This is a genomic window from Maricaulis sp. B-26, from assembly GCF_056857855.1.
The window spans coordinates 26,736-48,643 of sequence record NZ_JBSXNX010000023.1; the positions used below are offsets into that span (position 1 = coordinate 26,736).

The 21,908-nt window shown below is 66.1% G+C and carries 23 protein-coding genes and 1 riboswitch; of the genes, 7 read left to right on the forward strand and 16 right to left on the reverse strand.

Annotated features, from left to right (window positions below):
- Positions 1-62: 62 nt before the first annotated feature.
- On the reverse strand, positions 63-1,934 hold the full coding sequence (gene thiC / locus AC13HB_RS09475; protein WP_482949503.1) for a phosphomethylpyrimidine synthase ThiC: 1,872 nt from the start codon (positions 1,932-1,934) through the stop codon (positions 63-65).
- Between the two features lie 17 nt (positions 1,935-1,951).
- Entirely contained in the window at positions 1,952-2,818 is an 867-nt protein-coding gene (locus tag AC13HB_RS09480; protein ID WP_482949504.1) for an MBL fold metallo-hydrolase, read from the reverse strand.
- A 78-nt stretch (positions 2,819-2,896) separates the two neighbouring features.
- Positions 2,897-2,998: riboswitch (TPP riboswitch) on the reverse strand.
- Positions 2,999-3,178: 180 nt separating this feature from the next.
- Here AC13HB_RS09480 and AC13HB_RS09485 point away from each other — a divergent pair.
- From AC13HB_RS09485 to AC13HB_RS09495, 3 genes are read left to right on the forward strand one after another with little or no spacing between them, the layout of a single operon-like run.
- Complete coding sequence (locus AC13HB_RS09485; protein ID WP_482949505.1) at positions 3,179-3,826, forward strand: DUF2272 domain-containing protein; 648 nt, start codon at positions 3,179-3,181, stop codon at positions 3,824-3,826.
- A gap of 40 nt (positions 3,827-3,866) precedes the next feature.
- The gene (locus tag AC13HB_RS09490; protein ID WP_482949506.1) at positions 3,867-4,223 is read left to right on the forward strand and encodes a hypothetical protein; all 357 of its coding nucleotides are present in this window, start codon (positions 3,867-3,869) and stop codon (positions 4,221-4,223) included.
- The gene (locus AC13HB_RS09495) at positions 4,220-5,245 is read left to right on the forward strand and encodes a hypothetical protein (RefSeq protein WP_482949507.1); all 1,026 of its coding nucleotides are present in this window, start codon (positions 4,220-4,222) and stop codon (positions 5,243-5,245) included. Before AC13HB_RS09490 ends, AC13HB_RS09495 begins: the two co-directional genes overlap by 4 nt.
- A 45-nt stretch (positions 5,246-5,290) precedes the next feature.
- On the opposite strand, the gene AC13HB_RS09500 is transcribed toward AC13HB_RS09495, so the two are convergent.
- From AC13HB_RS09500 to AC13HB_RS09515, 4 genes are all read right to left on the reverse strand, one after another.
- Positions 5,291-6,817, reverse strand: a complete 1,527-nt coding sequence (locus AC13HB_RS09500; protein ID WP_482949508.1) for a serine hydrolase domain-containing protein — start codon at positions 6,815-6,817, stop codon at positions 5,291-5,293.
- A gap of 103 nt (positions 6,818-6,920) precedes the next feature.
- Positions 6,921-7,709 carry a helix-turn-helix domain-containing protein gene (locus AC13HB_RS09505; protein ID WP_482949509.1) on the reverse strand — a complete coding sequence of 263 codons (789 nt, stop codon included), beginning with the start codon at positions 7,707-7,709 and terminating at the stop codon, positions 6,921-6,923.
- A gap of 81 nt (positions 7,710-7,790) precedes the next feature.
- Positions 7,791-8,324, reverse strand: coding sequence for a hypothetical protein (locus AC13HB_RS09510; protein WP_482949510.1), 534 nt, complete (start codon positions 8,322-8,324; stop codon positions 7,791-7,793).
- A gap of 124 nt (positions 8,325-8,448) precedes the next feature.
- Entirely contained in the window at positions 8,449-9,738 is a 1,290-nt protein-coding gene (locus AC13HB_RS09515; RefSeq protein WP_482949511.1) for an adenylosuccinate synthase, read from the reverse strand.
- Between the two features lie 168 nt (positions 9,739-9,906).
- Here AC13HB_RS09515 and AC13HB_RS09520 point away from each other — a divergent pair, with 168 nt between their 5' ends.
- Entirely contained in the window at positions 9,907-10,482 is a 576-nt protein-coding gene (locus AC13HB_RS09520) for a hypothetical protein (protein WP_482949512.1), read from the forward strand.
- A gap of 11 nt (positions 10,483-10,493) precedes the next feature.
- Here the strand turns inward: AC13HB_RS09520 and AC13HB_RS09525 are convergent, their stop codons facing one another.
- Positions 10,494-11,066 carry an acyloxyacyl hydrolase gene (locus AC13HB_RS09525; protein WP_482949513.1) on the reverse strand — a complete coding sequence of 191 codons (573 nt, stop codon included), beginning with the start codon at positions 11,064-11,066 and terminating at the stop codon, positions 10,494-10,496.
- A gap of 71 nt (positions 11,067-11,137) precedes the next feature.
- Positions 11,138-12,328, reverse strand: coding sequence for a phosphoserine transaminase (locus AC13HB_RS09530; protein ID WP_482949514.1), 1,191 nt, complete (start codon positions 12,326-12,328; stop codon positions 11,138-11,140).
- A gap of 88 nt (positions 12,329-12,416) precedes the next feature.
- On the opposite strand from AC13HB_RS09530, the gene AC13HB_RS09535 reads away from it, so the two are divergent.
- Positions 12,417-13,553: an aminotransferase class V-fold PLP-dependent enzyme gene (locus tag AC13HB_RS09535; RefSeq protein ID WP_482949515.1), complete on the forward strand. Its 1,137-nt coding sequence runs from the start codon at positions 12,417-12,419 to the stop codon at positions 13,551-13,553.
- Complete coding sequence (locus AC13HB_RS09540; protein WP_482949516.1) at positions 13,550-14,482, forward strand: DMT family transporter; 933 nt, start codon at positions 13,550-13,552, stop codon at positions 14,480-14,482. Before AC13HB_RS09535 ends, AC13HB_RS09540 begins: the two co-directional genes overlap by 4 nt.
- Here AC13HB_RS09540 and thiD read toward each other — a convergent pair.
- From thiD to AC13HB_RS09560, 4 genes are all read right to left on the reverse strand, one after another.
- On the reverse strand, positions 14,479-15,294 hold the full coding sequence (thiD, locus tag AC13HB_RS09545) for a bifunctional hydroxymethylpyrimidine kinase/phosphomethylpyrimidine kinase (protein ID WP_482949517.1): 816 nt from the start codon (positions 15,292-15,294) through the stop codon (positions 14,479-14,481). The two genes, AC13HB_RS09540 and thiD, sit on opposite strands and share 4 nt — an antisense overlap.
- Positions 15,295-15,366: 72 nt before the next feature.
- Positions 15,367-16,347, reverse strand: coding sequence for a tetratricopeptide repeat protein (locus tag AC13HB_RS09550; RefSeq protein ID WP_482949518.1), 981 nt, complete (start codon positions 16,345-16,347; stop codon positions 15,367-15,369).
- A 42-nt stretch (positions 16,348-16,389) separates the two neighbouring features.
- On the reverse strand, positions 16,390-17,250 hold the full coding sequence (locus AC13HB_RS09555; protein ID WP_482949519.1) for a hypothetical protein: 861 nt from the start codon (positions 17,248-17,250) through the stop codon (positions 16,390-16,392).
- 82 nt (positions 17,251-17,332) lie between these two features.
- Positions 17,333-18,223, reverse strand: a complete 891-nt coding sequence (locus tag AC13HB_RS09560; RefSeq protein ID WP_482949520.1) for a LysR family transcriptional regulator — start codon at positions 18,221-18,223, stop codon at positions 17,333-17,335.
- Between the two features lie 94 nt (positions 18,224-18,317).
- Here AC13HB_RS09560 and AC13HB_RS09565 point away from each other — a divergent pair, with 94 nt between their 5' ends.
- Positions 18,318-19,082 (forward strand): DODA-type extradiol aromatic ring-opening family dioxygenase, encoded by a 765-nt coding sequence (locus AC13HB_RS09565; RefSeq protein ID WP_482949521.1) that lies wholly within the window; start codon positions 18,318-18,320, stop codon positions 19,080-19,082.
- Positions 19,083-19,091: 9 nt separating this feature from the next.
- Here the strand turns inward: AC13HB_RS09565 and AC13HB_RS09570 are convergent, their stop codons facing one another.
- The 4 genes from AC13HB_RS09570 to AC13HB_RS09585 all read right to left on the reverse strand — a co-directional run bounded on the left by AC13HB_RS09570 (position 19,092) and on the right by AC13HB_RS09585 (position 21,737).
- Positions 19,092-20,219, reverse strand: a complete 1,128-nt coding sequence (locus AC13HB_RS09570) for a glutathione S-transferase family protein (protein ID WP_482949522.1) — start codon at positions 20,217-20,219, stop codon at positions 19,092-19,094.
- 34 nt (positions 20,220-20,253) lie between these two features.
- Positions 20,254-21,084 (reverse strand): methyltransferase domain-containing protein, encoded by an 831-nt coding sequence (locus AC13HB_RS09575; RefSeq protein ID WP_482949523.1) that lies wholly within the window; start codon positions 21,082-21,084, stop codon positions 20,254-20,256.
- A 103-nt stretch (positions 21,085-21,187) separates the two neighbouring features.
- Entirely contained in the window at positions 21,188-21,400 is a 213-nt protein-coding gene (locus AC13HB_RS09580) for a hypothetical protein (protein ID WP_482949524.1), read from the reverse strand.
- A 130-nt stretch (positions 21,401-21,530) separates the two neighbouring features.
- Positions 21,531-21,737: a hypothetical protein gene (locus AC13HB_RS09585; RefSeq protein ID WP_482949525.1), complete on the reverse strand. Its 207-nt coding sequence runs from the start codon at positions 21,735-21,737 to the stop codon at positions 21,531-21,533.
- Between the last annotated feature and the right edge of the window lie 171 nt (positions 21,738-21,908).

Below are 21,908 nucleotides of genomic sequence, written 5' to 3' on the forward strand. Positions count from 1 at the left end.
CGCTAAAGAAGCATATAACAACCAAAACGCGAATAGAATTATCCCAATCCAACGAACTCCCCCTAATCAATCGGCTCCCGCGTCTTCCCATCCTCGCTCAGATAAATCTCCCCGCCCTTCTCGCGGAACTCCGCCGCTTTCTCGGCCATCGCCTCTTCCACATTGTTCGGCGCCCGCGCTGACCCGAACGTGTCCCGGATTTCCTGCGTGATCTGCATCGAGCAGAATTTCGGGCCGCACATGGAGCAGAAATGGGCGACCTTGTGGGCCTCTTTCGGAAGCGTCTGGTCGTGGAAGTCGCGGGCGGTTTCCGGATCGAGGGCCAGGTTGAACTGGTCTTCCCAGCGGAATTCGAAGCGGGCGCGCGAGAGGGCGTCGTCGCGGATCTTGGCGGCGGGGTGGCCCTTGGCGAGGTCGCCGGCATGGGCGGCGATCTTGTAGGTGACGACGCCGGTTTTCACGTCGTCGCGGTCGGGCAGGCCGAGATGCTCTTTCGGGGTGACGTAGCAGAGCATGGCGCAGCCGAACCAGCCGATCATGGCGGCGCCGATACCGCTGGTGATGTGGTCGTATCCCGGCGCGATGTCCGTGGTCAGCGGGCCGAGCGTGTAGAAGGGCGCCTCGTGGCAGCACTCCAGCTGCTTGTCCATGTTTTCCTTGATCTTGTGCATGGCGACATGGCCCGGCCCCTCGATCATGACCTGGCAGCCCTTGTCCCAGGCGATCTTGGTGAGTTCGCCCAGGGTTTCCAGCTCGGCGAACTGGGCGCGGTCGTTGGCGTCGGCGATGGAGCCGGGACGCAGGCCGTCGCCCAGGGAGAAGGAGACATCATAGGCCCGCATGATGTCGCAGATCTCCTCGAAGTACTCGTAGAGGAAGCTCTCCTTGTGATGCGCGAGGCACCATTTCGCCATGATGGAGCCGCCGCGCGAGACGATGCCCGTGACGCGGTCGGCGGTGAGCGGGACATAGGCGAGCCGCACGCCGGCATGGATGGTGAAATAGTCCACGCCCTGCTCGGCCTGCTCGATCAGCGTGTCGCGGAAGACCTCCCAGGTGAGGTCCTCGGCGACGCCATTGACCTTCTCCAGCGCCTGGTAGATCGGCACGGTGCCGATCGGCACCGGCGAATTGCGCAGGATCCATTCGCGCGTGTTGTGGATGTTCTTGCCGGTGGAGAGGTCCATCACCGTGTCGGCGCCCCAGCGGATCGCCCAGACCATTTTCTCCACCTCTTCCTCGACCGAGGAGGCGACGGCGGAATTGCCGATATTGGCGTTGATCTTGGTCAGGAAATTGCGGCCGATGATCATCGGCTCGAGTTCCGGGTGGTTGATATTGGCCGGGATGATGGCGCGGCCGCGGGCGATCTCGTCGCGGACGAATTCAGGCGTCACATGCTCCGGGATGGCGGCGCCGAAGCTCTCGCCGTCCGCGATGCGCGCCGCGGCGCCCTCGACGGCGGCCTTGCGGCCCAGATTCTCGCGCTCGGCGACATAGACCATTTCCGGCGTGATGATGCCGGCCTTCGCGAACTCGTACTGGGTGAGCGACTTGCCCGCCTCACCCCTGAGCGGCTGGTGCCGGGTCGGGAATGCGCGAGCGAGATACTTGCCCGAAGCGCCGCCATTATCGAGCGGGGAAAGCGGGCGGCCCTCATAGGCCTGCGTCTCGCGATCCTTGTACCAGTCCATCCGGTGACGCGGCAGGCCGTGCTCGACGTCCAGCGTGTGATCCGGATCGGAATAGGGACCGGAGGTGTCGTAGACACGCACGGGCGGCTCGTTCGCGGTCGGGTGCAGGTCGATCTCGCGATGCGGCACTTTCAGCGCCGGCGCGCTCTGCGGCGAGGTATAGACCCGGCGCGATCCCGGCAGCGGCCCGGTGGTGACTTCCGGCGTCTCGAACTCGGACTGGTTGGTGGGCTTGTTCATGGGAAACGTCCTCGGGATCAGTCGTGGCTGTGATCGGGGATGGACCGGGTTTGACCGGCCTCGGTGAAATAGTCCTCGCCGCTCTCATCGAGCCAGTCCGGTTGCCGGATGGGAATGTGGATGCCGGTCACCGCCTCGGCATTGAGACGGGCGCGGGTGGTTTCGCCGCCCCACTCGCCCAGCACCCAATAGGGCGGGAAGGCGTGCTGGCTGGTGCGGGCCTGGAAGTGATCGGAACGGGTGTCATAGATCGACGGCTCGGGCGTGGCGTCGCCGAGATGCATGACCGTGGCCTCGCCATTCAGCGTCACCCGGTGGGCCATGTTCTGGATGTCCGCCCGGCCCGGGCCGCCGGCATGAGGGATGTGGACCGTCTCGACGCGAATGGCGCCCTGGACACCGTCGGCGGCGAGCACCAGCTCCTGCGGGCTGGCATTGAAGGGCAGCGCGTGGATGCGCGCCTCGAAGGCCTGGTCCCAGCCCTCGGCCGCCTGCATGTCGAGCCGGGCCTGCCAGGGACCGACCAGGATCACATCGGGATGGGCGGCGAGATAGGCATTGACCGCCGCCGCGTCGAAATGATCGCCATGGACATGGCTGACAAAGACCGCATCCACGCCGTCATAGGGCGCCTCGCCGGCCATGATCGCGGCGCGCACATCCGGTGCCACCAGCGGATAGCCGTAGGAGACGCTGAACAGCGGATCGAACAGGATGCGGGTCTCGCCGGCCGTGACCAGGATGGCTTCATTGGCGAGGAAATGCGCGGTGGCCGGATCGTCCTCGGAGGGGTGTGCCTGAGCGGGTATTGCGGACAGGGCAGTCGCACCGGCCAGCAGAAGGGCGGCGCCAAGGGGTTTCGTCATCGCTGCAAACTTCATCATCGCCATCTCGTTTCGCGCACAGGCGGTCGGACGGCAGCGGTCAGAGTTCAAGGGCCCGGTCCACAGGCAAGGCTGTGGCGCGAAGGCCTGCTCCATCCCGACGCCGGCATGACCCGGATCCGGTCCTAAGGGTGAAATCTCAGTCCCGCTTCGACGCGCGGGACACCCCTTGGAACTGTTGCGGCGACCATGGACGGGACGCGCCGATTTGGCAAGCAAAGCGCACTTGTCCCCGCGGCAGCGCCACGACGGGGCCAGTCCTGGCAGTCATGCCCGCCCTAATCGCCCCGGACTTGTCATCAACCTAAACTTGTTTGCGAGACTGTATGCCGTTAGTCTGCGCGAAGAGGGAGAGTCGAGATGGCGTTCGCACAGGAGGCAGCGCGTCTCTGCCTCGCCGAATGGACACGCTTCGATGAGGGGGCCGGTCAGGAGACCGAGTCGCCTTTCAAGGATTTCGTCAAGGAGTACTGGGTCTCGATCGGCGTCGATCATCTCGACGGCGCGACCGAGGAACCCACGCCCTGGAACCCGGACGAGACCTGGCGCCCGCCCTGGTCCGCCGCCTTCATCTCTTTCATCGTCCGACGGGCCGGCGGCGGCAGCCGTTTCGCCTACGGACCGGGCCATGCCGCCTATGTCGGCCGTGCCTGGCGCGAGAGCGCGGCGGGCGTCGACAGCCGCCTCTATCACGTCCACCACCCGGACAATTACAGCCCGCGCGTCGGCGACCTGGTGCATTTCAGCCGAACGGGCGAGGTCGCCGAATTCCGCGATGCGCGCCGGAAATGGAGCCGGGGCGAACATTACAGCTCGCATTGCGACCTCGTCGTCGCAGTCGATCCCGGCCATGCCTTCATCGACACGATCGGCGGCAATACGCGCGACGGGGACGGCGCGAGCGGCCACACGGTCGGCCGAAAACGGATCGCGCTCGACGAGGACGGCTTCATTCCCCCGCGCAAACGATCGCCCTGGCTCGCCGTGCTGGAATGCCGCGACCGCTGACTTCCTCCCCGCCCCGACAATTTCATCCCAGGAGACACGCATGAAAACCATCAAATGCGGCCAGCAGACGAGCGGATTCACGCTCGATGTGCGGGCCACCGAAGCCGATGTCGTCGCCAGCTTTCTCTATCGCGTCGACGGCGAGAAACCGGTTCACATCGCGTCGGACGACAATGATGCCGGCCACAATCTCTACACGCTGCCGGGTCTCGGCCAGTACGAAGTCTGGATCACTTTCAAGACCCTCGAAAAGAACGATCCGCGCACGCAGACGAACGCAAAGCTCGTGATCGCCAGGTCCGGCGGCGAGGAGAGCTGGCGGGTCGGCTCGAAGACAAAGAGCGGAACTTCCTTCGACTTCGACAAAATCGACTTCACGCTGGAGGCCGGCCAATGAGCGCATCCCTCATTCTCGCCCTCGCCCTCCTCGTCCAGCCGGAGACCACATCGCTCGCCGAGGAGATGAAAGTCGATGCCAGCATCCCGACCCAGCCCGGCCTTGCCATCGTCGGTGCCGATCCGGGCGGGCTGACCCAGGTGGCCAACGTGTCCGATCTGGGCACCCAGCTGGGCACCTATCTGGACGAGGACGGGCGGCTGCAGCCCGGCTTCGCCCTCGGCGGCCGTCCCTATTGGTGGGCGGACAACGACATCACGCTGGAGGACTATGCCCGCGCCGGCCGCGGCACGCGCATTCTCGCCCGCACCGCCGTTTCCCTCGCGGGCGTGGGCAGCGGCGATGACGGGTCGCGGCTCGGCATCGGCGTCTTCACCCAATTGCTCGACCAGCAGGATCCGCGCCTGGACGGAGAGCTCGCGACCTGCCTCCAGTTGGTTGCCGCGCTCGAGAACTGGCAGCGATTGCCCGAGGATCGGCGAGCGATAACGCCGCGTCCCGATGCCAGGCCCGAATCCGAATGCCGCCAGGAGGCCGGCGAGCGCTTCAACAACCAGCCGGGCTGGACGATCGGCCTGGGCGCGGCCTTTGCCGGCTCGGACGGCCAGTTCAGCGATCTGGAAAGCGACGGCTTTTCCGCCTGGTCCGCCTATCGCAATCCGCTCGGCGCAGGCCCCGGCGATCTGAGCGCCCGCCTGGTCGTCACCGCCGATCAGGCGCTGAGCGTCGAAGGCGGCACGGCGGATGGCGACGAGGCTTCCTTCGCCCTGGTCTATGCGGAAGAACAGGACGGGCGGCGCTGGGAAGTCGTCGCCGACTACACCATGCGCCAGTACGAGGACGATCTCGGACCGCTCAACACGCCGCTGGACGACGACGAGTTTTTCACCTTCGGCGCGCGCTATCTGGCGCGGGTGCGCGAGGGAGTCTGGGTGGAGCTGGGCTATCGCACCAGCCCTGACACCGAAACCGACGACGAGGACCGCGTCACCGTGCAGATCAAGCTCGACCTGCAGGACTGAGCGTCTGCTGCCCCGGCGACCGGTCGTCGCCGGGGCGCTGCAGGCCTATTCGCTGCGCCGGTAGGTTCGGCCCTGAAAGCTCAGCGTCGCGATGGCGCCGGTCTCGTCCCGCTCGAAGCTGAGCGGGTCCGGACGATCGACCGGGGTCACGGTCGCACCGAACAGATCCGGCGCAGCCGGCTCGAGTCCGTAGCGGGCCTCGCCCCAGCGTGCGACGAGCCCCTCTCCCTCGACGGAAAGCATGAGGTCGAACCAGTCATCCCCCGTCGTCCAGCGGCCGGCATAATCGGCCAGGTTATCCGGTGCCCAGGTCCAGCCCTGCCAGTCCTCGGCTTCCCGCGCCGTTTCCCGGCGCCCTGCCCGGAATTCGGCAAAGCGTCCGACGCGGTCGGGATACGCTTCGAGCAGGCCGGCTGCGGTCTCGTCCGCGGTCTCGTCATCGGTGAGATAGAGCAGGAATTGCGTCAGGATGCGGCCGGAGAACCAGCCCGTCTGCGCGTCGGAATTGGAGAAGGTGGCGAGACCGACCCCGCTGTCCGGCATGAAGGCCATCACCGAGCGGGCGCCGGTGTAACCGCCGCCATGCACATAGACGGTCTCCTCGTTGAACGAGCAGACATGCCAGCCCAGCGCATAGCCTGAACACGGCATCTGATACGCATTGCGGCCGTCTTCCTGGTGCGTCGCAACGCCGGAAGTATGCGCCGTGGCGATCATGTCTGCAGTAAGCCCGCTCCCGGCCGGCCCTTCGCCGCGCAGATTGAGCTGGAGCCATTCCACCATGTCGTTCGGGCTCACCATGAGGCCGCCGGCCGACTGCATGATGGCGTCGCTCTTCGGCGGCAGCTCGAACCAGCCATCTGCCTCGCCCAGCCAGACATGGTTCCAGGGCAGGATTTCCGGCGCGAAATCGGAGGTGCGGGCCGAACTCGCCTCCCAGCCCATCGGCTCGAAGATCGCGCGATCGAGCCAGTCCTGCCAGCTGATCCCGGTCCGGGTCTCCAGAATGGCGGCATAGATGTTGTAGCCGAGATTGCTGTAGTCGAAGCCCGGCTCGCGGGCCTCGCCATAGGTCTCGATCAGGCGCGGATAGGCGGCCGGATCGACCCGGGTCACATAGGCTTCCAGCTCGGTCAGCAGATCCACCGAGATCGGCACCTGGTGGGTGAGCAGGTCGCGCATCGTCCATTGCGCCGCATCGGCCTCGCCCGGTAGGTCGATGCCCGGCCAGTGGTCGGCGATGGTCGAGTCCAGCGGGAGGATGCCTTCCGCATCCAGGCGCGCGGCGAGCAGGCCGAGATAGGCCTTGGTCTGGGAAGCGATGTAGAGCGGCGTGTCCGCGCTCAGCGGCGTACCGCCGGAAGCCCTCGTGGTGCCGCTGACGCGTTCCAGCAGGACAGTGTCGCGGTCGGCGACGACGATGGCGAAACCCGGCTGCGGCCCGTCGATCCCGTCGAGAAAGGCATCGAGCCGGTCCGCGGCGCCCTGCGGAGTCTCGGCCAGCGCGTGCGGCGATACCAGACAGGCAGAAACCAGCGCGGCGGCGGAAAGGCGATGAATATGCGTCAGCATGAACTGAGCTCCCTTGAGTGCTTTCTGCCCCCGCTTGTGCCAGCACGTCGGCCGGCATTCTTGTACGCAGGTAACCTCATTCGCAACGTCTGGCGGTCGGGTATCAGGCCGCGAACAGCTGCTGCAGGCGGCGCGGCGGCAGGCCGGTCTCCCGCCGGGCCCAGCGGGTAAAATGACTCTGGTCGGCGAAACCTGCCTCATAGGCGGCCTCCGCCAGCGGCAGGCCATGCGTGATCCGCATAAGCGCCGCGGCGAGCCGGCAGCGGGTCCGGTAGAGGCTCGGCGTCATGCCGAAATGGCGGGTGAAACTGCGCGAGAGATGGACACGGTGCACACCCGCATCCTCCGCGCAGGCCTGCAGATCGGCCTCGCCTCGCGTGTCGCGCAAACGGTCGCGCACGTCCTGCAGCCAGCGCGGAACCTCGCGCCGCCGGCTATCCGTCGCGTCAGGCCGGGCGCTGGCCAGGGCCACGATGTCTGCAACCGCCATCTCGGCAGTGTCCGTATCGCCGGCGCTTACGAGGTCGGAGAGACGGTCCAGCCCCTCGCCCGCATTCGACGCGCCCGATACGGGCCGCCAGCCGGGCCGCATCATGGCGCTGTCGCCCGCCAGCGCGCGATAGCGGTCCTCGCCGATATTGATGCTGAAAATGAGCGCGCCGTCGGGTCCGTAGGCGTCGGCATGATCGAGCCCGGCCGGTTTGAGCGCCGCGCTGGGTCCGCTGACATCGGCCTCGTCAGATCGTGTGATTTCACGGAACTCGCCGGCCAGCACCCAGGAGAGCTGGTGGCAGTCATGGGCATGCATCGCCATCGCATCGTCCGGGCCGTAATGGCAAAGCCGGACTTTCAGCGCGTCGCCTTCATGCAGGGTGCGGGCTCGAAACGGCATGCTCTTTCCTCATCGCTTGCCGGGCGGCAGGGTCAGGAAAGAGATGCACGAAGGGGGCGTTTTGGATGCGGGGTTCGTGGTTCAGTGCGCAGAAAAGGCAACGCGCCGGCCCTCGCAGGCCTCCAGCATGCCCATGAAGGCCGAGGCGTCGCGATTGCCCGACCGGGCCGCACCGGAGAGATAGGCGCGCGCCCGGTAGGGGTCGTCGACGCCCCGCCCGTCCGACAGCATCAGCCCGGCGAGGAGGGACGCCATCTGGCTGCCGTGTTCCATGGAAATGCGCTCCATCGCACGCTCGGCCCGTTCCGCCTGTCCGGGCCAGCGGGCCGTGGCGAGGGTGAGTTGAGCGAGGGAATCGAGACTGACCGGGTCGCCGGCCTGCATCAGCGTACCGCCCCAGTAGAAGGCCGCCGCCTCGACCGGCACGCCTCGCCGGGCGGCCATCGCATCGAGCTGACGCGCCATACCGGACCCGACATGATCGAGATAGGCATCGCGGTGAACACCGTAATCGCTGCAGCTGTCCGCGGAGGCGTGGGAGACGCCGATAAGGGCCGCGCCGATGCTCCAGGCTATCAGGCTGATCCAGAAAACGCCGGTCTTTTGTCGAAACATGGGGCCACTCTCGCAAGCATTGATGCGAGCAGTGTGCCGGCCCCGCTTTAAGCCGAAACCAAAGCAGGGCCACAAGATTTCGACAATTTGTAACTAAACTCGAGCGAGTTCGGTCCGGCCGCGACTAGCCCCTGAACGGGTCCTGCATGAGGATGACGTCCTCGCGCTCCGGGCTCGTCGAGACCAGAGCGATCGGGCATTCGATCAGCTCTTCCAGGCGGCGGACATATTTGACCGCTTCGGCCGGAAGATCGGCCCAGGAACGGGCGCCGGCGGTGGAGCCTTGCCAGCCCTGCAGCTCCTCATAGACCGGCTTGACGCGGGCCTGGGCTTCCTTGCCGGCCGGCAGGTGATCGAGACGTTCGCCGTCCAGCTCGTAGGCCACGCAGACCTTGATGGTCCTGAACCCGTCCAGCACGTCCAGCTTGGTCAGGGCGACACCGTCGACACCGCCCACTCGCAGGGTCTGGCGGGTGATGACCGCGTCGAACCAGCCGCAGCGGCGCTTGCGTCCGGTGACCACGCCGAATTCATGACCGCGCTCGCCGAGCTGCTGGCCGTCATCGTCGAACAGCTCGGTCGGGAACGGCCCCTCGCCGACGCGGGTCATATAGGCCTTGGCTATGCCGAGCACATAGCCGACATCCTTCGGACCCACACCGGTGCCGGCGGAGGCCTGGCCCGAGACCGTGTTCGAGGAGGTCACGAAGGGATAGGTGCCGTGATCGACGTCGAGCAGCGCACCCTGAGCGCCTTCGAAGAGGACTTTCTGGTCCTGGCGGATCGCATCCGACAGCACGCGCCAGACCGGGGCCGCATAGGGCAGGATTTTCGGCGCGATCTCGCTGATCTCGTTGAACAGCGTCTCGGCGGAATATTCGTCATAGCCCATGCCACGGCGCAGGGCGTTGTGATGGTAGAGAATGTCCGCGACGCGGGCCTTCAGCGCCGCCGGATCGGCCAGGTCGATGACGCGGATGGCACGGCGCCCGACCTTGTCCTCATAGGCCGGACCGATGCCGCGGCGGGTCGTGCCGATGGCCTCGCCGTCATCGCGGTTCTCGCGCATGGCGTCGAGCTCGCGGTGGATCGGCAGGATCAGCGTGGCCGTCTCGGAGATTTTCACGACGTCGGGCGTAATCGCGACGCCCTGTTCGGCGATCCGCTCGACTTCGGAAACGAAAGCCCAGGGATCGACGACGACGCCATTGCCGATCACGGAGAGCTTGCCGCGGACCACGCCGGAGGGGAGCAGTGAGAGCTTGTAGACATTCTCGCCGACGACGAGCGTATGGCCGGCATTGTGTCCGCCCTGGAAGCGGGCCACGACATCGGCACGGTGCGACAGCCAGTCGACCAGCTTGCCCTTGCCCTCATCGCCCCACTGGGCGCCGACTACGGTGACGTTGGCCATTCAAGCCTCCTCGCGCTGTATCTGGAGCCGCTCCGGAAGGCCCCGTCCGCGGGCCGACTATGTGTCATGAAGCCGTTATCTCGACCAGAGCAATTTGCATCATTGCGAGCACTCAGATACAATATTGCATGAATTTTTGTTAATAAGCATTCTTGATGGGGAGATCAGATGTTTTGCGCAAAATCCTTTCTCGCTTCTGCCGTCATGACGGTCAGTCTGACCGGAATCGCGGGCGCACAGGCTACGCCGCCACCGGCCTGCACGGGCGAAGTGCACGATGATTTCGACTTCTGGCTCGGCGAGTGGAATGTCTATGCGCCCTCTACGGAAGACCGGCCGGGTCCCTATGTCGGCCATAATGTCATCGAACGCGTACACGGCGGCTGCCTCGTCACCGAGAACTGGTTGAGCGTGGACGGCAGTACCGGCGAAAGCATGAATATGTACGACCCGCTCGCCGGCGCATGGCGGCAGGTCTGGATGAGCAATGGCTGGTTTATCGACTATACCGGCGGGCTCGACGAGAACGGCGCCATGGTCCTGATGGGCGAGTCCTACACGGAACAGACGGACAGCCGCGCCGGCATGCGGGGCACCTGGACCCTGCAGGAGGACGGGACGGTCAGCCAGTTCTTCGAGCAGATGGATGCCGAGGGCAATTGGCAAGGCGTCTTCATGGGCATCTATGTCCGGGTAGAAGACGATCCGCGCGCCGCGGAAGCCGCCGAGGCGCGCGGGAATTAGCGCTCGCGCCCTTACCGCCCGAAGCGATAGCCCAGGCGGACGCCGGCATTGTCCAGCGCCTGGTTGCGGCCGGAGGCGAGGATCTGGCCGTGCGAGATGTGCTCGTAATAGACGCCGATCGCCCACTGGTCGTTCAGGTCGTAATCCAGCCCGATCGCGTTGTGGAAGAGGATCTCATTGCCCATCAGCGAGCGCGTGGTCGCAAGGCGGATGCGCGTGGGATCGCTGGGCGGGGAATTCTGGTCGATATCGACGACGCCGTCATTATAGGTCAGGCCGAAGCGGTATTCGAAATTGAGATTCTCGGCCCACTCCCAGTTCCAGGCGAGGCCCGCACCGCCGAAATTGGTCAGTTCGTTGGTGTTGAAGGAGCCGTAGACGTAAGGCCGCGGCGACCAGATCACCTCGAGTACGTCGGGCGAGGGAAATAGCAGGTCGAGGGTGACGTTCGGACCGTCCTCGACATGATCTGACAGGTCGTGCGCGGTCACGCCGAGACGGAATTCCAGGCCGCGATCATCCTCGGCGGACGCGGCACCGGCAAGCAGAACTGCCGCCGACGCGGCCAACATGAAACGTGTCATCTTTCCCCCTTGCCGGATGCGCGGTCGCACATGCGGCAGATTTCGAAACCTGTCACTCGATAGCGCGAGCCTCAGCCCGCGTCCAGCGCTTCGCGATAGGCCCAGTCCAGCCAGGGACCGAGCGCGGCCATGTCGTCCGCCTCGATGGTCGGACCGGCCCAGATGCGGATGCCCGGCACGGAGGCACGGTGCATGTTGATGTCCAGCGCCGCATTTTCCCGCTCGAGCAGGTTGGAGATGGCCTTGGTCAGCGCCCACTGCTCCTCCGGATCGGCGTTGGCGATCTTCGGATCGGTGTATCTCAGCGTCACCGAAATAGGCGAGCGGTGCGCCGGGGTCTCGCAGAGATAATCGAGCCAGTCGCAGGACTGCACCCAGGCGTCGAGCGCCGCAAAATTCGCCTCGCGCCGCTTGATCAGCTCCGGCAGACCGCCGATGCGGGAGGCCCATTTCAGGGCCGCGACATAATCCTCGGTCGCCATCAGGGAGGGCGTGTTGAGCGTGGAGCCCTCATAGATGCCCATATTGGCCTTGTCGCCGGAATGGAGCTGGAGAATGCCCGGGATCGGCCAGTCGGGACGATAGGTGTTGAGACGCTCGATGGCGCGCGGCCCCATGATCAGCATGCCGTGCTGCGCCTCGCCGCCCATGCATTTTTGCCAGGAGAAGGTCAGCACATCGATCTTCGACCAGTCGATATCGACGGCGAAGGCCGCGGAGGTCGCGTCGCAGATGGTCAGGCCCTCGCGGTCCGCATCGATCCAGTCGTAGCCCGGAATCCAGACCCCTGCCGCAGTCCCGTTGAGCGTGAAGACGGCATCCCGGCTGCCGTCATATTCCTCGACCGGCGGCAGCACGCCCGGCTCGGCCTGGAAGACGCGCAGATCCTTCAGCTTGAGCTCGTCGCGCGCATCCAGCGTCCAGCGATTGCCGAACACATCCCAGGAGAAAACATCGGTGCCGCGCGCGCCGAGCAGCGACCACATCGCCGCTTCCATGGCGCCGGTATCCGAGCCGGGGATGATCGCGACCCTGTAGTCCTCGGGCAGTTCGAGCAGGGCATGGGTCCGGTCGATCGCTTCTTTCAGCCGCGCCACCGGAGCCCCCGCCCGGTGCGTGCGCGAAAGCGGCGCGTCGGCCAGCGCCTCCCAGGTCCAGCCCGGATACTTCTTCACCGGCCCGCAGGAAAAGCGCGGATCGGCCGGACGCAGGACGGGTTTCGGATTGCGGGTTTCGGCAGGGGCGGTCTCTGTATCGGCCAAGGGGAATCTCCAGGCGAGTCGGCGGCGGTCCATTCTTATGCTGCACTGCACGTTGACGGTCTTGGCCGGGCGGGGCAAGAGGCTTTGCATGATCCCGTCCCAACGCGACCTGTTCGATCTTCCCCGCGATCGCGTCTATCTCAATGCCGCCTATATGGGTCCCATGCCGCGCGCCGCCGCCGGCGCCGGGGCTGAAAGCTATGCCGGCAAGACTCAGCCCTGGCTCTACGACGTCCAGCAGGATTTCTTCGACGCGCCCGAAGCGCTGCGCAGCAAGGCGGCACACCTGTTCGGCGCTACGGCAGACGATGTCGCGCTTGTGCCGGCCGCCTCCTACGGGATCGCCACGGCCGCGCGCAATCTGGCCCCGCAAAAGCGAACGGACATTCTCGTCCTGGACGCGCAGTTTCCGTCCAATATCTATAGCTGGCGCGACCTGGCCGAAGCGCATGGCGCCCGCATCCGCACGGTGCGGCGCTCGGACAATCAGAGCTGGACCGAGGCCATGCTGGGCGCGATCGGACCGGCGACCTCGATCGTCGCCTGCCCACAGGTGCACTGGGCCGATGGCGGCCTGCTCGACCTTGCCGCCATCAGCGATGCGGCCCGCCGCCAGGGGGCAGCCCTCGTGCTCGACCTGACCCAGTCGCTGGGCGCCCTGCCCTTCGACATGAAAGCCATCCAGCCCGATTTCGCGGTGGCGGCGGCCTATAAATGGATGCTCGGCCCCTATGCGCTCGGCTTCAACTATGTCGCGCCGCACCATCATGCGGGCGAGCCGCTGGAACAGAACTGGATCGTGCGCGACCGGGCCGAGGACTTCGCCCGTCTGGTCGACTATGCCGACAGCTACGCCGCAGGCGCGCGCCGTTTCGATATGGGCGAGCGCTCGGCCTTCCAGCAAATCCCCGCAGCCAATGCCTGTCTCGCGCAGATCCTCGACTGGGGCGTGAACGAGTTGTCGGAAACGCTGGGCGCCCTCACTGCGCGCATTGCGGAGGCCGTCGCGCCGCTCGGCCTGCACGACGCGACGCCCGACCGGGCGCCCCACTATCTCTGCCTTGCCCTGCCGTCGGGTGCACCGTCCGACCTTGTCGCGCGGCTGGCCCGTCACAAGATCCATGTCTCGCAGCGCGGCGACCGCCTGCGCGTCACGCCGCACCTCTACAACGACGAGACCGATATTGCGGCTTTCGTCGCCGGTCTGAAAGCCGAGCTTTGTTGAGTCACACGCCCCACCATCCGACCTGGCGAGACTGGGGCGCCCTGCTTGTGCTGACCGTACTGTGGGGCTCGGCCTTCGCCTTCATCAAGCACAGCGTGATTACGCTGCCGCCCGGCGCGCTCATCTTCGTGCGACTGTCGCTGGCCGCGGCCGCCATCACCGCCTGGGCCGTCTCGCGCGGCTACCGCCTGCCGGCCCTCACGGATATCCGATGGCGCTGGTTCGCAGCGCTGGGCCTGTTCGGCAATACGCTGCCCTTCTTCCTGATCGGGTGGGGGCAGCAATATATCGACAGCGCGCTGGCGGGGATTCTCGTGGCCACCATGCCGCTGGCGACGGCCGGCATGGCGCATATCTTCGTACCCGGTGAACGTCTGACCGCGCGCCGGCTGATCGGGCTCGTGATCGGCTTCAGCGGCGTCATCGTGCTGCTCGGGCCGTCGGCCCTGTCCGGTCTCGGAGGGTCGGACCTCTGGGCCCAGCTGGGCGTGGTCGCAGCCGCGACCTGTTACGGCATCAATGCCATTCTCGCCCGGCTGATCCCGGAAACGCCCGCCTCCGTCTCAGGCGCCGGCATGCTGATCATGGCGGCCCTGCTGTCCGTGCCGCTGGGCGTCTGGGATTTCGCCCAGGCACCGGCGGTCGCCCCCAGCGCCTGGGTGGCGGTGATCTGGCTCGCCCTCGCGCCGACCGCCTTCGCGAGCGTCGTGCTGATGCATCTCGCCCGCACGGCCGGTCCGAATTTCCTCGCCAATGTGAACTATCTCACGCCGGTCGCGGCCGTGATCACCGGCCTCATCATCGGCGAGACGCTCGGCTGGCGCGTCTTTCTGGCCCTGGCCATCATCCTGGCGGGCATCTGGCTGGCGCGCGGCCGGCGGCCGAAACCCGGCACGCCGGCGGACACGACCGGCGAAAGCGCCGCCTAGTCGCGCCGCATCATCCACATGTGATCGACGGGTCCATTGCCTTCGCCGAAACCGGGCGCGTGAGCGATCGCCTCGTGCAGATAGTCGCCCGCCTGCCGGACAGCGTCGGGCAGCGGAACGCCCTGGGCCATCAGCCCGGCGATCGCGGAGGCCAGCGTGCAGCCTGTGCCGTGCGTGTGCTTCGTCTTGATGCGGGGGCGTTCCATGATCTCCATGCCGCGCGACGAGACGAGAATGTCCGTCGCTGCCGATCCCTTGCCGTGACCGCCCTTCACCAGGGCCGCACGCGCGCCCATCTCGACCAGCATTTCGGCGGCTGCGAGCTGGGCTTGCATATCGCTCACCTCGCCGCCCGTCAGGCGCTCGGCTTCGGGAAGATTGGGCGTGACCAGCGTCGCCAGTGGCAGGAGGCGTTCGCGGATTGCCGTCTCCGCCGCATCGTCGACCAGCCTGTCGCCGGACGTCGCCACCATGACCGGGTCGAGCACCAGCGGAACCGGGGTCTCGAGCGCCTCGATCGTATCGGCGACGGCCTCGACGATCTCGGCAGTTCCCAGCATGCCGGTCTTGATGATGTCCGCACCGATATCGCCGAGCACGGCATCCATCTGCCCCTGGATGATATCGAGCGGAACCGGGTGGATGGCGCTGACGCCGAGCGTGTTCTGAACGGTGATAGCGGTCACGGCGGTCGCCGCGAAGCCGCCCATCGCCGTGACGGCCTTGATATCGGCCTGGATGCCCGCACCGCCGCCACTGTCGGAACCGGCAATGATCAGGACGCGGCCTGCCGCGTCGGGGGAAGGTGTCATGGAATTATCCGTGCTTGTCTGGACGTGGGTGGCAAAGCTCACCGCGAGATGTGGCGTGCCGGAGGGGCGGCGTCAATTGCCGCGCAGCGCACGCAGACGAGAGCGGGCGCGCGACGCCTCGGCATCGCTCAGCGCATACTGCGCCGCCAGATTGTAAAGCTCCCGCGCCGCTTCGGCATCGCCCATTTCGGCGCGGATATCGGCCAGGGCAATGGTGGCGCGGAAATTCTCCGGCTCGAAGGCCAGCATGCGCTCATAGATAGTCGCGGCCTGGTCGAGCGCCTCTTCATCGGTCAGGCAGGCCGCCTCGGCAAAAAGCAGCTCATCGTCCCAGGGGTTCTGACGAACGGCGCGCGCGGCCGGACGGCACGGTTCGGGTACGGCTTCGAGCGCTTCGGCGGTCGCCGGGTCCAGTGCTGCGGGCGTGGCTGAAGCCGCCTCTTCAGGCATGGGGGCAGCGTCAGGCTCGGCCATCTCCGCTTCGTCACGCTGGGCAACGGGCACGTCTGAGGCCGCGGCGGCAGCGTCGTGCGACGTTTCGGTGTCCGTCATCCCGGCGGCGCTGGCCGCTCCCGCAGTGTCGCCGGCTTCAGACATGACAGTTGATGCGGCTTCGGTATCAGCAGGCGCCGGTTCGGCCCGGACCACATCCGCGATCGGTGCCATGGTCAGCGCGCTATCCCCCTCGAGCGTCACACGCACCAGGACCCCGCCCTGCAGAATTTGAGCCTCGGCGCCCTCCCAGGCCCCGGCAGCGCCGAGGTGAATACGGGCGCCCGCTTCGTCGCGGTTGAGATCGACGGACGCGATCAGATCGCGATGAGCTGGAATTATCCGGCGATCCCGGACATCGACGCCGCCGATGGACAGCTCGACACCGCGCTCGGTGACGATGGCGGACACGCTGGACGGCTGTTCGTCGAAAGCGAGCCAGACCCGGCCGGTCGTGCCGGTCCGGTCGGCGCGGACGTCCGTCAGCTCGGCGAGAGCCGGAGCGGCGAAGCCCGCCGTGATGGCCGCCGCCAGAGTGGTCGAGAGGACGAAAGCACGCATATTTCACGCCTCATCCGGTTCGCGTAAAGACAGGGTTAAGGCCTAGCCCACACCTGCATCAGGTTCGCGTGCTGCAACGCCGCCGACGTCGCAGGAATCATGGCCGAAGGCGCCGATCAGGGAGCCGTCGGCCTCGCGAACCGCTTCATAGACATAACACCCTTCGCCGAAGGCCGGCATGATACCGCGCACGAAAATCGGATCACCCTCTCCGAAGACCGCATCGGCCGCATCGAGAGGACGGATGGAATTGATGGCCGTGCCCTGTTCGCGGGTCGCGCATTCCCAGGTCCGCACGTCGGAATCGACGACCCGGATCGCCGTCTCGCCGCCCGGCATGGTGTAAGCCACGGATACATAGGCCTCCTCGCCCCGGAATTCGGCAAGGCAGGTATCGATGGCCGGCAGGTAGTCGAGCAGGTAGTTGGACCAGCGATCGGTCGCGGCAACCTCGCTGCCGCATCCGCTATAAACGCTTTCGCCGACGCGCATGGCGACGAAATAGAGCTGGGGATCGTCCGGGTCGACGACCTGGCACCGGCCGACCTGAAGCTCGACATCGACAGGTTCGCCGGTATCGGTCAGACCGTGAAAGCGCCGCACGCCGTCCTCGAGATATGGCATCGCGATAGCCAGTTCGGCCTCGGTCCGTTCGCCGTTGGAATTGTCGTAGCTCAGGATCGCCGCGGGAATATCGCCGCTCGCCTCGTAGACCAGCGAGCCCGACCAGTTCTGCGCCCCGGCGAGTTCGTAGCCGAAGCCCTGAACCGCGTGCCGCTCGGACCGCGCCGGCGCGTAATCGAATGCGCTATTGGCAAGTCCCGGCATGGCGTCGCCGCCATTCGTGGACGCACAGGCTGCAAGGCTCGCACTGAACAGGGCGAGAATAAGTATGCGTGTCATGACACCCCCCGGATATCCATCCTGCGGGCACCCTAACACAGACTGCGTGCAAGTGCGCCTCCCGCAATCGCGCCGTCGCGCCTCAGATGCGCTCGCCGAAATTCTCCGCGAGGAAATCGACAAAGGCGCGGACGCGATGGGTCATGTAGCGGTTCGAGGGGAAGACGGCCCATAGATGGCGGTGCTCGGGTTCCCAGTCCGTGAGAATCTGGACCAGCTCCCCGCGGGCCATAGCCTCCTCCGCCGCCCAGCACGGAACGGAGACGATCCCCAGTCCGGCCGTCGCCGCACCGACGGCCGCAACGGCGCCATTGAGCGAGAGCCGGCCATTGATCCTGACCTCTACCTCTTCCTCATCGCGCCTGTAGCGCAGCAATTGCGGTGCCGGCCGGTTGCGGTCGATGATCACCTCGTGATCGGCCAGGTCAGACGGGTGAACGGGTTTGCCGCGACGCTCGATATAGTCCGGCGATGCCAGGACGGCCACGCAGGCCGGAGCCAGCCGACGGGCGATCAGGGCGCTGTCCGGAAGGTTCCCGATCCGCACGCCGATATCATAGCCCTCATTGACCAGATCGACCATGCGGTCGGCAAAGCTGATGCGAACCTCGACATCGGGCCAGGCCTTCATGAAATCGGCGATCAGCGGTATCAGCTTGCGCGCGCCGAAATCGACGGGCGCCGAGATGCGGAGCAGGCCGGCCGGCGCCGACCGCGCATCGGCGACGCCCGCCTCCAGCGCGTCATACTCGTCCAGCCAGGGCTTGACCCGATCGAGCAGGGCCGCGCCGGCATCGGTCAGCCGGACCGAACGCGTGGTGCGCTCGAAGAGACGTGCCTGGAGACGCGTCTCAAGGGCGGTGATCTGCTTGGACGCCGCGCCGGGCGTGATCGCCTCGCGTTCGGCCGCCCTGGTGAAGGAGCCCAGCTCCGCGACCGAGCTGAACAGTCGCAACGCGTCGATCCGGTCCATTGCTTCCTCGCAAGAAAGAGAAATAAGCCAAATACCGTCTTTATCCCCTTAGGGAGGAAAAGTCATATGGGTAACGAACACAATGGAATGCATCATGTCGCTTGCCCCGCTTTTCATCTCCCACGGCGCCCCGGATGTACTGATCAACGGATCGCCTTCGCATCACGCCCTGCGCACCCTGCAGCTCGCACCGGAGACCCGTGCCGCCGTCATTATTTCCGCTCACTGGGAAGCCGATCCGCTCCGGGTCGCGGCCGCGCCAGCGCCGAAGACGATCCATGATTTCGGAGGGTTCGCGCCTGAGCTCTATGAAGCCGGCTACCCGTCGCCCGGCTCGCCGGAGCTGGCCGGGGCCCTGATCGAGCGCCTGCGCGAGGCGGGCCTGCCCGCAACGGCAGATGTCGAGCGTGGGCTCGATCACGGCGCCTGGATCCCGATGGCGCTGATCCGGCCGGAGGCCGATATTCCCGTCATACAGATCAGCCTGCCCCGCTCGGATGCGGGCTCGATAGCGCTCGGTGCAGCCCTGTCCGGGCTGGCCGCGGACGACATCCAGCTCATCGCCTCCGGATCGCTCACGCATTCCCTGCTCGACTCGCTGCGCGCGCCCGAGAGCGCTCCGCCCGCCCCCTTTGCCAGGACCTTCCGCGACCATCTTCTGCCCGCGATCGAGCGCGGCGATGTGTCCGCGCTCGCGGACTGGGCGTCGGCGCCGGAGGCGCTGCGCAATCACCCCACGCCGGAGCATTTCCGGCCGCTTCTGGTGGCCATGGCCGCCGGCGGAGGTGCGTCCGGCGAATGCCTGCACCATTCCTGGAGCCGCGCGGCGCTGGCGATGGACATCTGGCGCTTCGGCTGACCGGCGGATTCAGCCCGCCACGGCGAGCTTGAACCGGCGCCGGTCAAGGCGGAGCGGCGCCTTGAAATCGATCAGGGCCGAGCCCCCGATGCTGCGCAGCATTTCCTCAGCCGCCGCCCGCTCCTCGCCGGCTAGCGCGCCGAGACAATCGGTGACCCGCTGCAGCATCCAGAGCGCGAAGGGGAAGACCCCGCGATCGACCTCGACCGCCGCGTCTCCCCGCCCGATCACTGCCTTGTGGAAGCCGAGCAGGCGCGGCACTTCGCCATTCCCGGCAACGATCTCCGGATTGGCGTCCGCCCACTCGCCCAGCACGCGGGCCGTGTCGATGAGGACCGGTAATTGCTGCGCAGCAAACATGCGCAGCATGGCCATGACCCCGTCCGGGATTTCGTCGTCCGGCAGGAAGTCTCCGGAGAGGGCGTGCTGCGGCGCGTGGCACCGTTCCGCCCAGTCCGCGACACGCGGCGCAATACGGCGCATGAGCTTGCCGGATTCCGGGTCTCTCAACAGGTGCGCATAGAGCGGGCCGAGCAGGCCGTAATCGCCGATCGAGGGGCGTGAACCGAACAGGAAGTCATGCTCCGCCAGATGCGCATCGAAGACCTCGAGAAAGGCCTCGTACGCATCCTCCACCGCCGCCTCGCTCTCCGGGTGCACACCCAGACCGCCGACGGTTCCCGAGAAGAAATCGACGGCTTTTTGCGCCGCGGCGAACTGCTCCTCCGGCGGGAGGTGCGGATGCGAGCTGGCGCCGAATTCGGCCTGGGCGAAGTCGCGATTATAGCGCCAGCGATAATGCATCGCCGGGATAACCAGCCACTCGTCGCCGAACAGCTCGAGGATCAGGGCGGCCAGCCTCTGCCTGGGCGTATCGGGATAGACGGACGGGCCAGGCTCGTTCTGCTCGACATAATCGATGATGTCGGTCGTATCCTGCAGCGTCACCCCATGCTCGGAACCGTCTTCGTGGATGACGACGGGAATGACCGGCCAGCCGACGCGGGGCAGGATGTCCTGCTTGTAGACCTCGCGCGTGGACAGGCGCTCTCGAAAGGGCACGTTCTTCCAGCGCAGATAGCCGCGCACCTTGCCGGTATAGAGCGAGACCGGCGCACCGATCAGCGTGTAGGTCATGGCATTTCCCCTCTTGCCTTCTGCCTGGCCCGGGTCAGCCGGGCTTGCGCGTGATGGTCTCGAGCACCATGGGCGTCATCAGCGAGGAAGCCGGGTCCTGCTGGCGGGCATGGAGAAAGACGCGGAAACTGTCCGCATCTTCCGGATTGAGAAAGCCGAGATCCACGAGACGGTCCGGCGCCTGTTCAAGCCAGGTCATGGGCCAGGTCCAGACCAGATCGCCCGGCTGGGCCATGCGGATAATGGGTTCGGCGTGGAGGGTCTGCCAGCCGAACTGGCTGAACAGGGCGGGAAAGCGCCGGGCGACATTCGGGTCGCCGCCGAAATGCAGCCAGCTGGCGCTGACGGCCTCGATGAAGCGCTCGAAGACCGGTTCGGCCGGCTCGATACGGAAGCTGCGATAGTCGACATATTCCTGCGCGACGAAGAGCCCGCCGGGCTTCAACGAGCGGTCGATCCCGGAGAGGGCCCCCTCGACATTGGGCACGAAGGAGAGACACCAGCGCGACCAGATGGCGTCGCACGCCGCTTCCGGCCAGTCATAGTCGGCCAGATCGGACTCGATGCACTCGATATTGGCGAGCTTGCGATCGTCCGCGCCCTTGCGCAATGCGTCGAGAAAGAGCGAGGACTGGTCGATAGCGATGACCCGGCCTTCCGGCCCGACCAGGCGAGCGAGGTCGAAGGCGGCATAGCCCGGTCCCGCACCGACATCCATGACCGTCATGCCCGGTTTCAGCCCGGCCCGACGCCAGGCGGCCAGCGCCGATTCTCGCCAGATGGCATGCTGATGCCCGAGGCGTCGTATCTCGGCCTCATTGGCGCCGATGATATAGTCTTCGTCTTCAAGGGTCGCCTGCGTCACCGGTCTACCTCCGCTCCGACTTCATTTCATGCAGAGAGTATCGCCAGCCGTGTTCGGCTGGCCAGTGGCAGGCCTGCGATGAATGGGCGTGATGCGCGGCAGGTCAGTCGAGAAGTCGCGAAACGCTGCTTCCCAGCGCCGTATCCGAAGACTGGGCCAGCTGCGGTGTCTGCGCGACCGGGTCCTTGATGGTGGCGTCGTAAGCGGACCACGCCGACCAGCCCAGCGCCATCGTGACGATCAGCGCCGCACTCCAGCACATGATCGCTAGAGTCGTCAGATATCCCGGCCATCGAATATTCGCCAAGGCGGTCATGGGTCCTGTCATTCGCAAATGAGTCACTGCGGGGAAGATGGGCAAATTCTGCCTGGCCGCACGTCATTTTTGATTAACCCTGTTAGCGCAGCACAACAGCGAGACAAAAAGTCTGTGTGTTTTTCGAATGTTACCCTGTTAGTTGTAAAATAATCGGAACACTCGTGGCCATGAGGACGATGACGGGCAGCAGCCTGCCCAGCAGCATTCGCGCCAGACGCGCGAGCCGCCAGGCCCGATACTGGGCATCCGTGGCTGAAGAAACATGCATGATGAAAATCCGGATGATGCGCGGTGCAATCTGCCCGCCGGCGCCTGGCAGGGCACCGCAACTCATCTGACATTTCCGTGAGGATCTCAGACGCGCGCTCCGAACGGCGGAGCTGTCCCCAAAAGCACCAACCGCCCGTCCCTGGCCGGTGAGGGCAAGGAGGCGGGCGGCCGTGTTGCTTCAGGATCCGGTAGCCCGTGAGAGCGCCCGCACCATCCGCTTGCTTCAGGTTTCGGC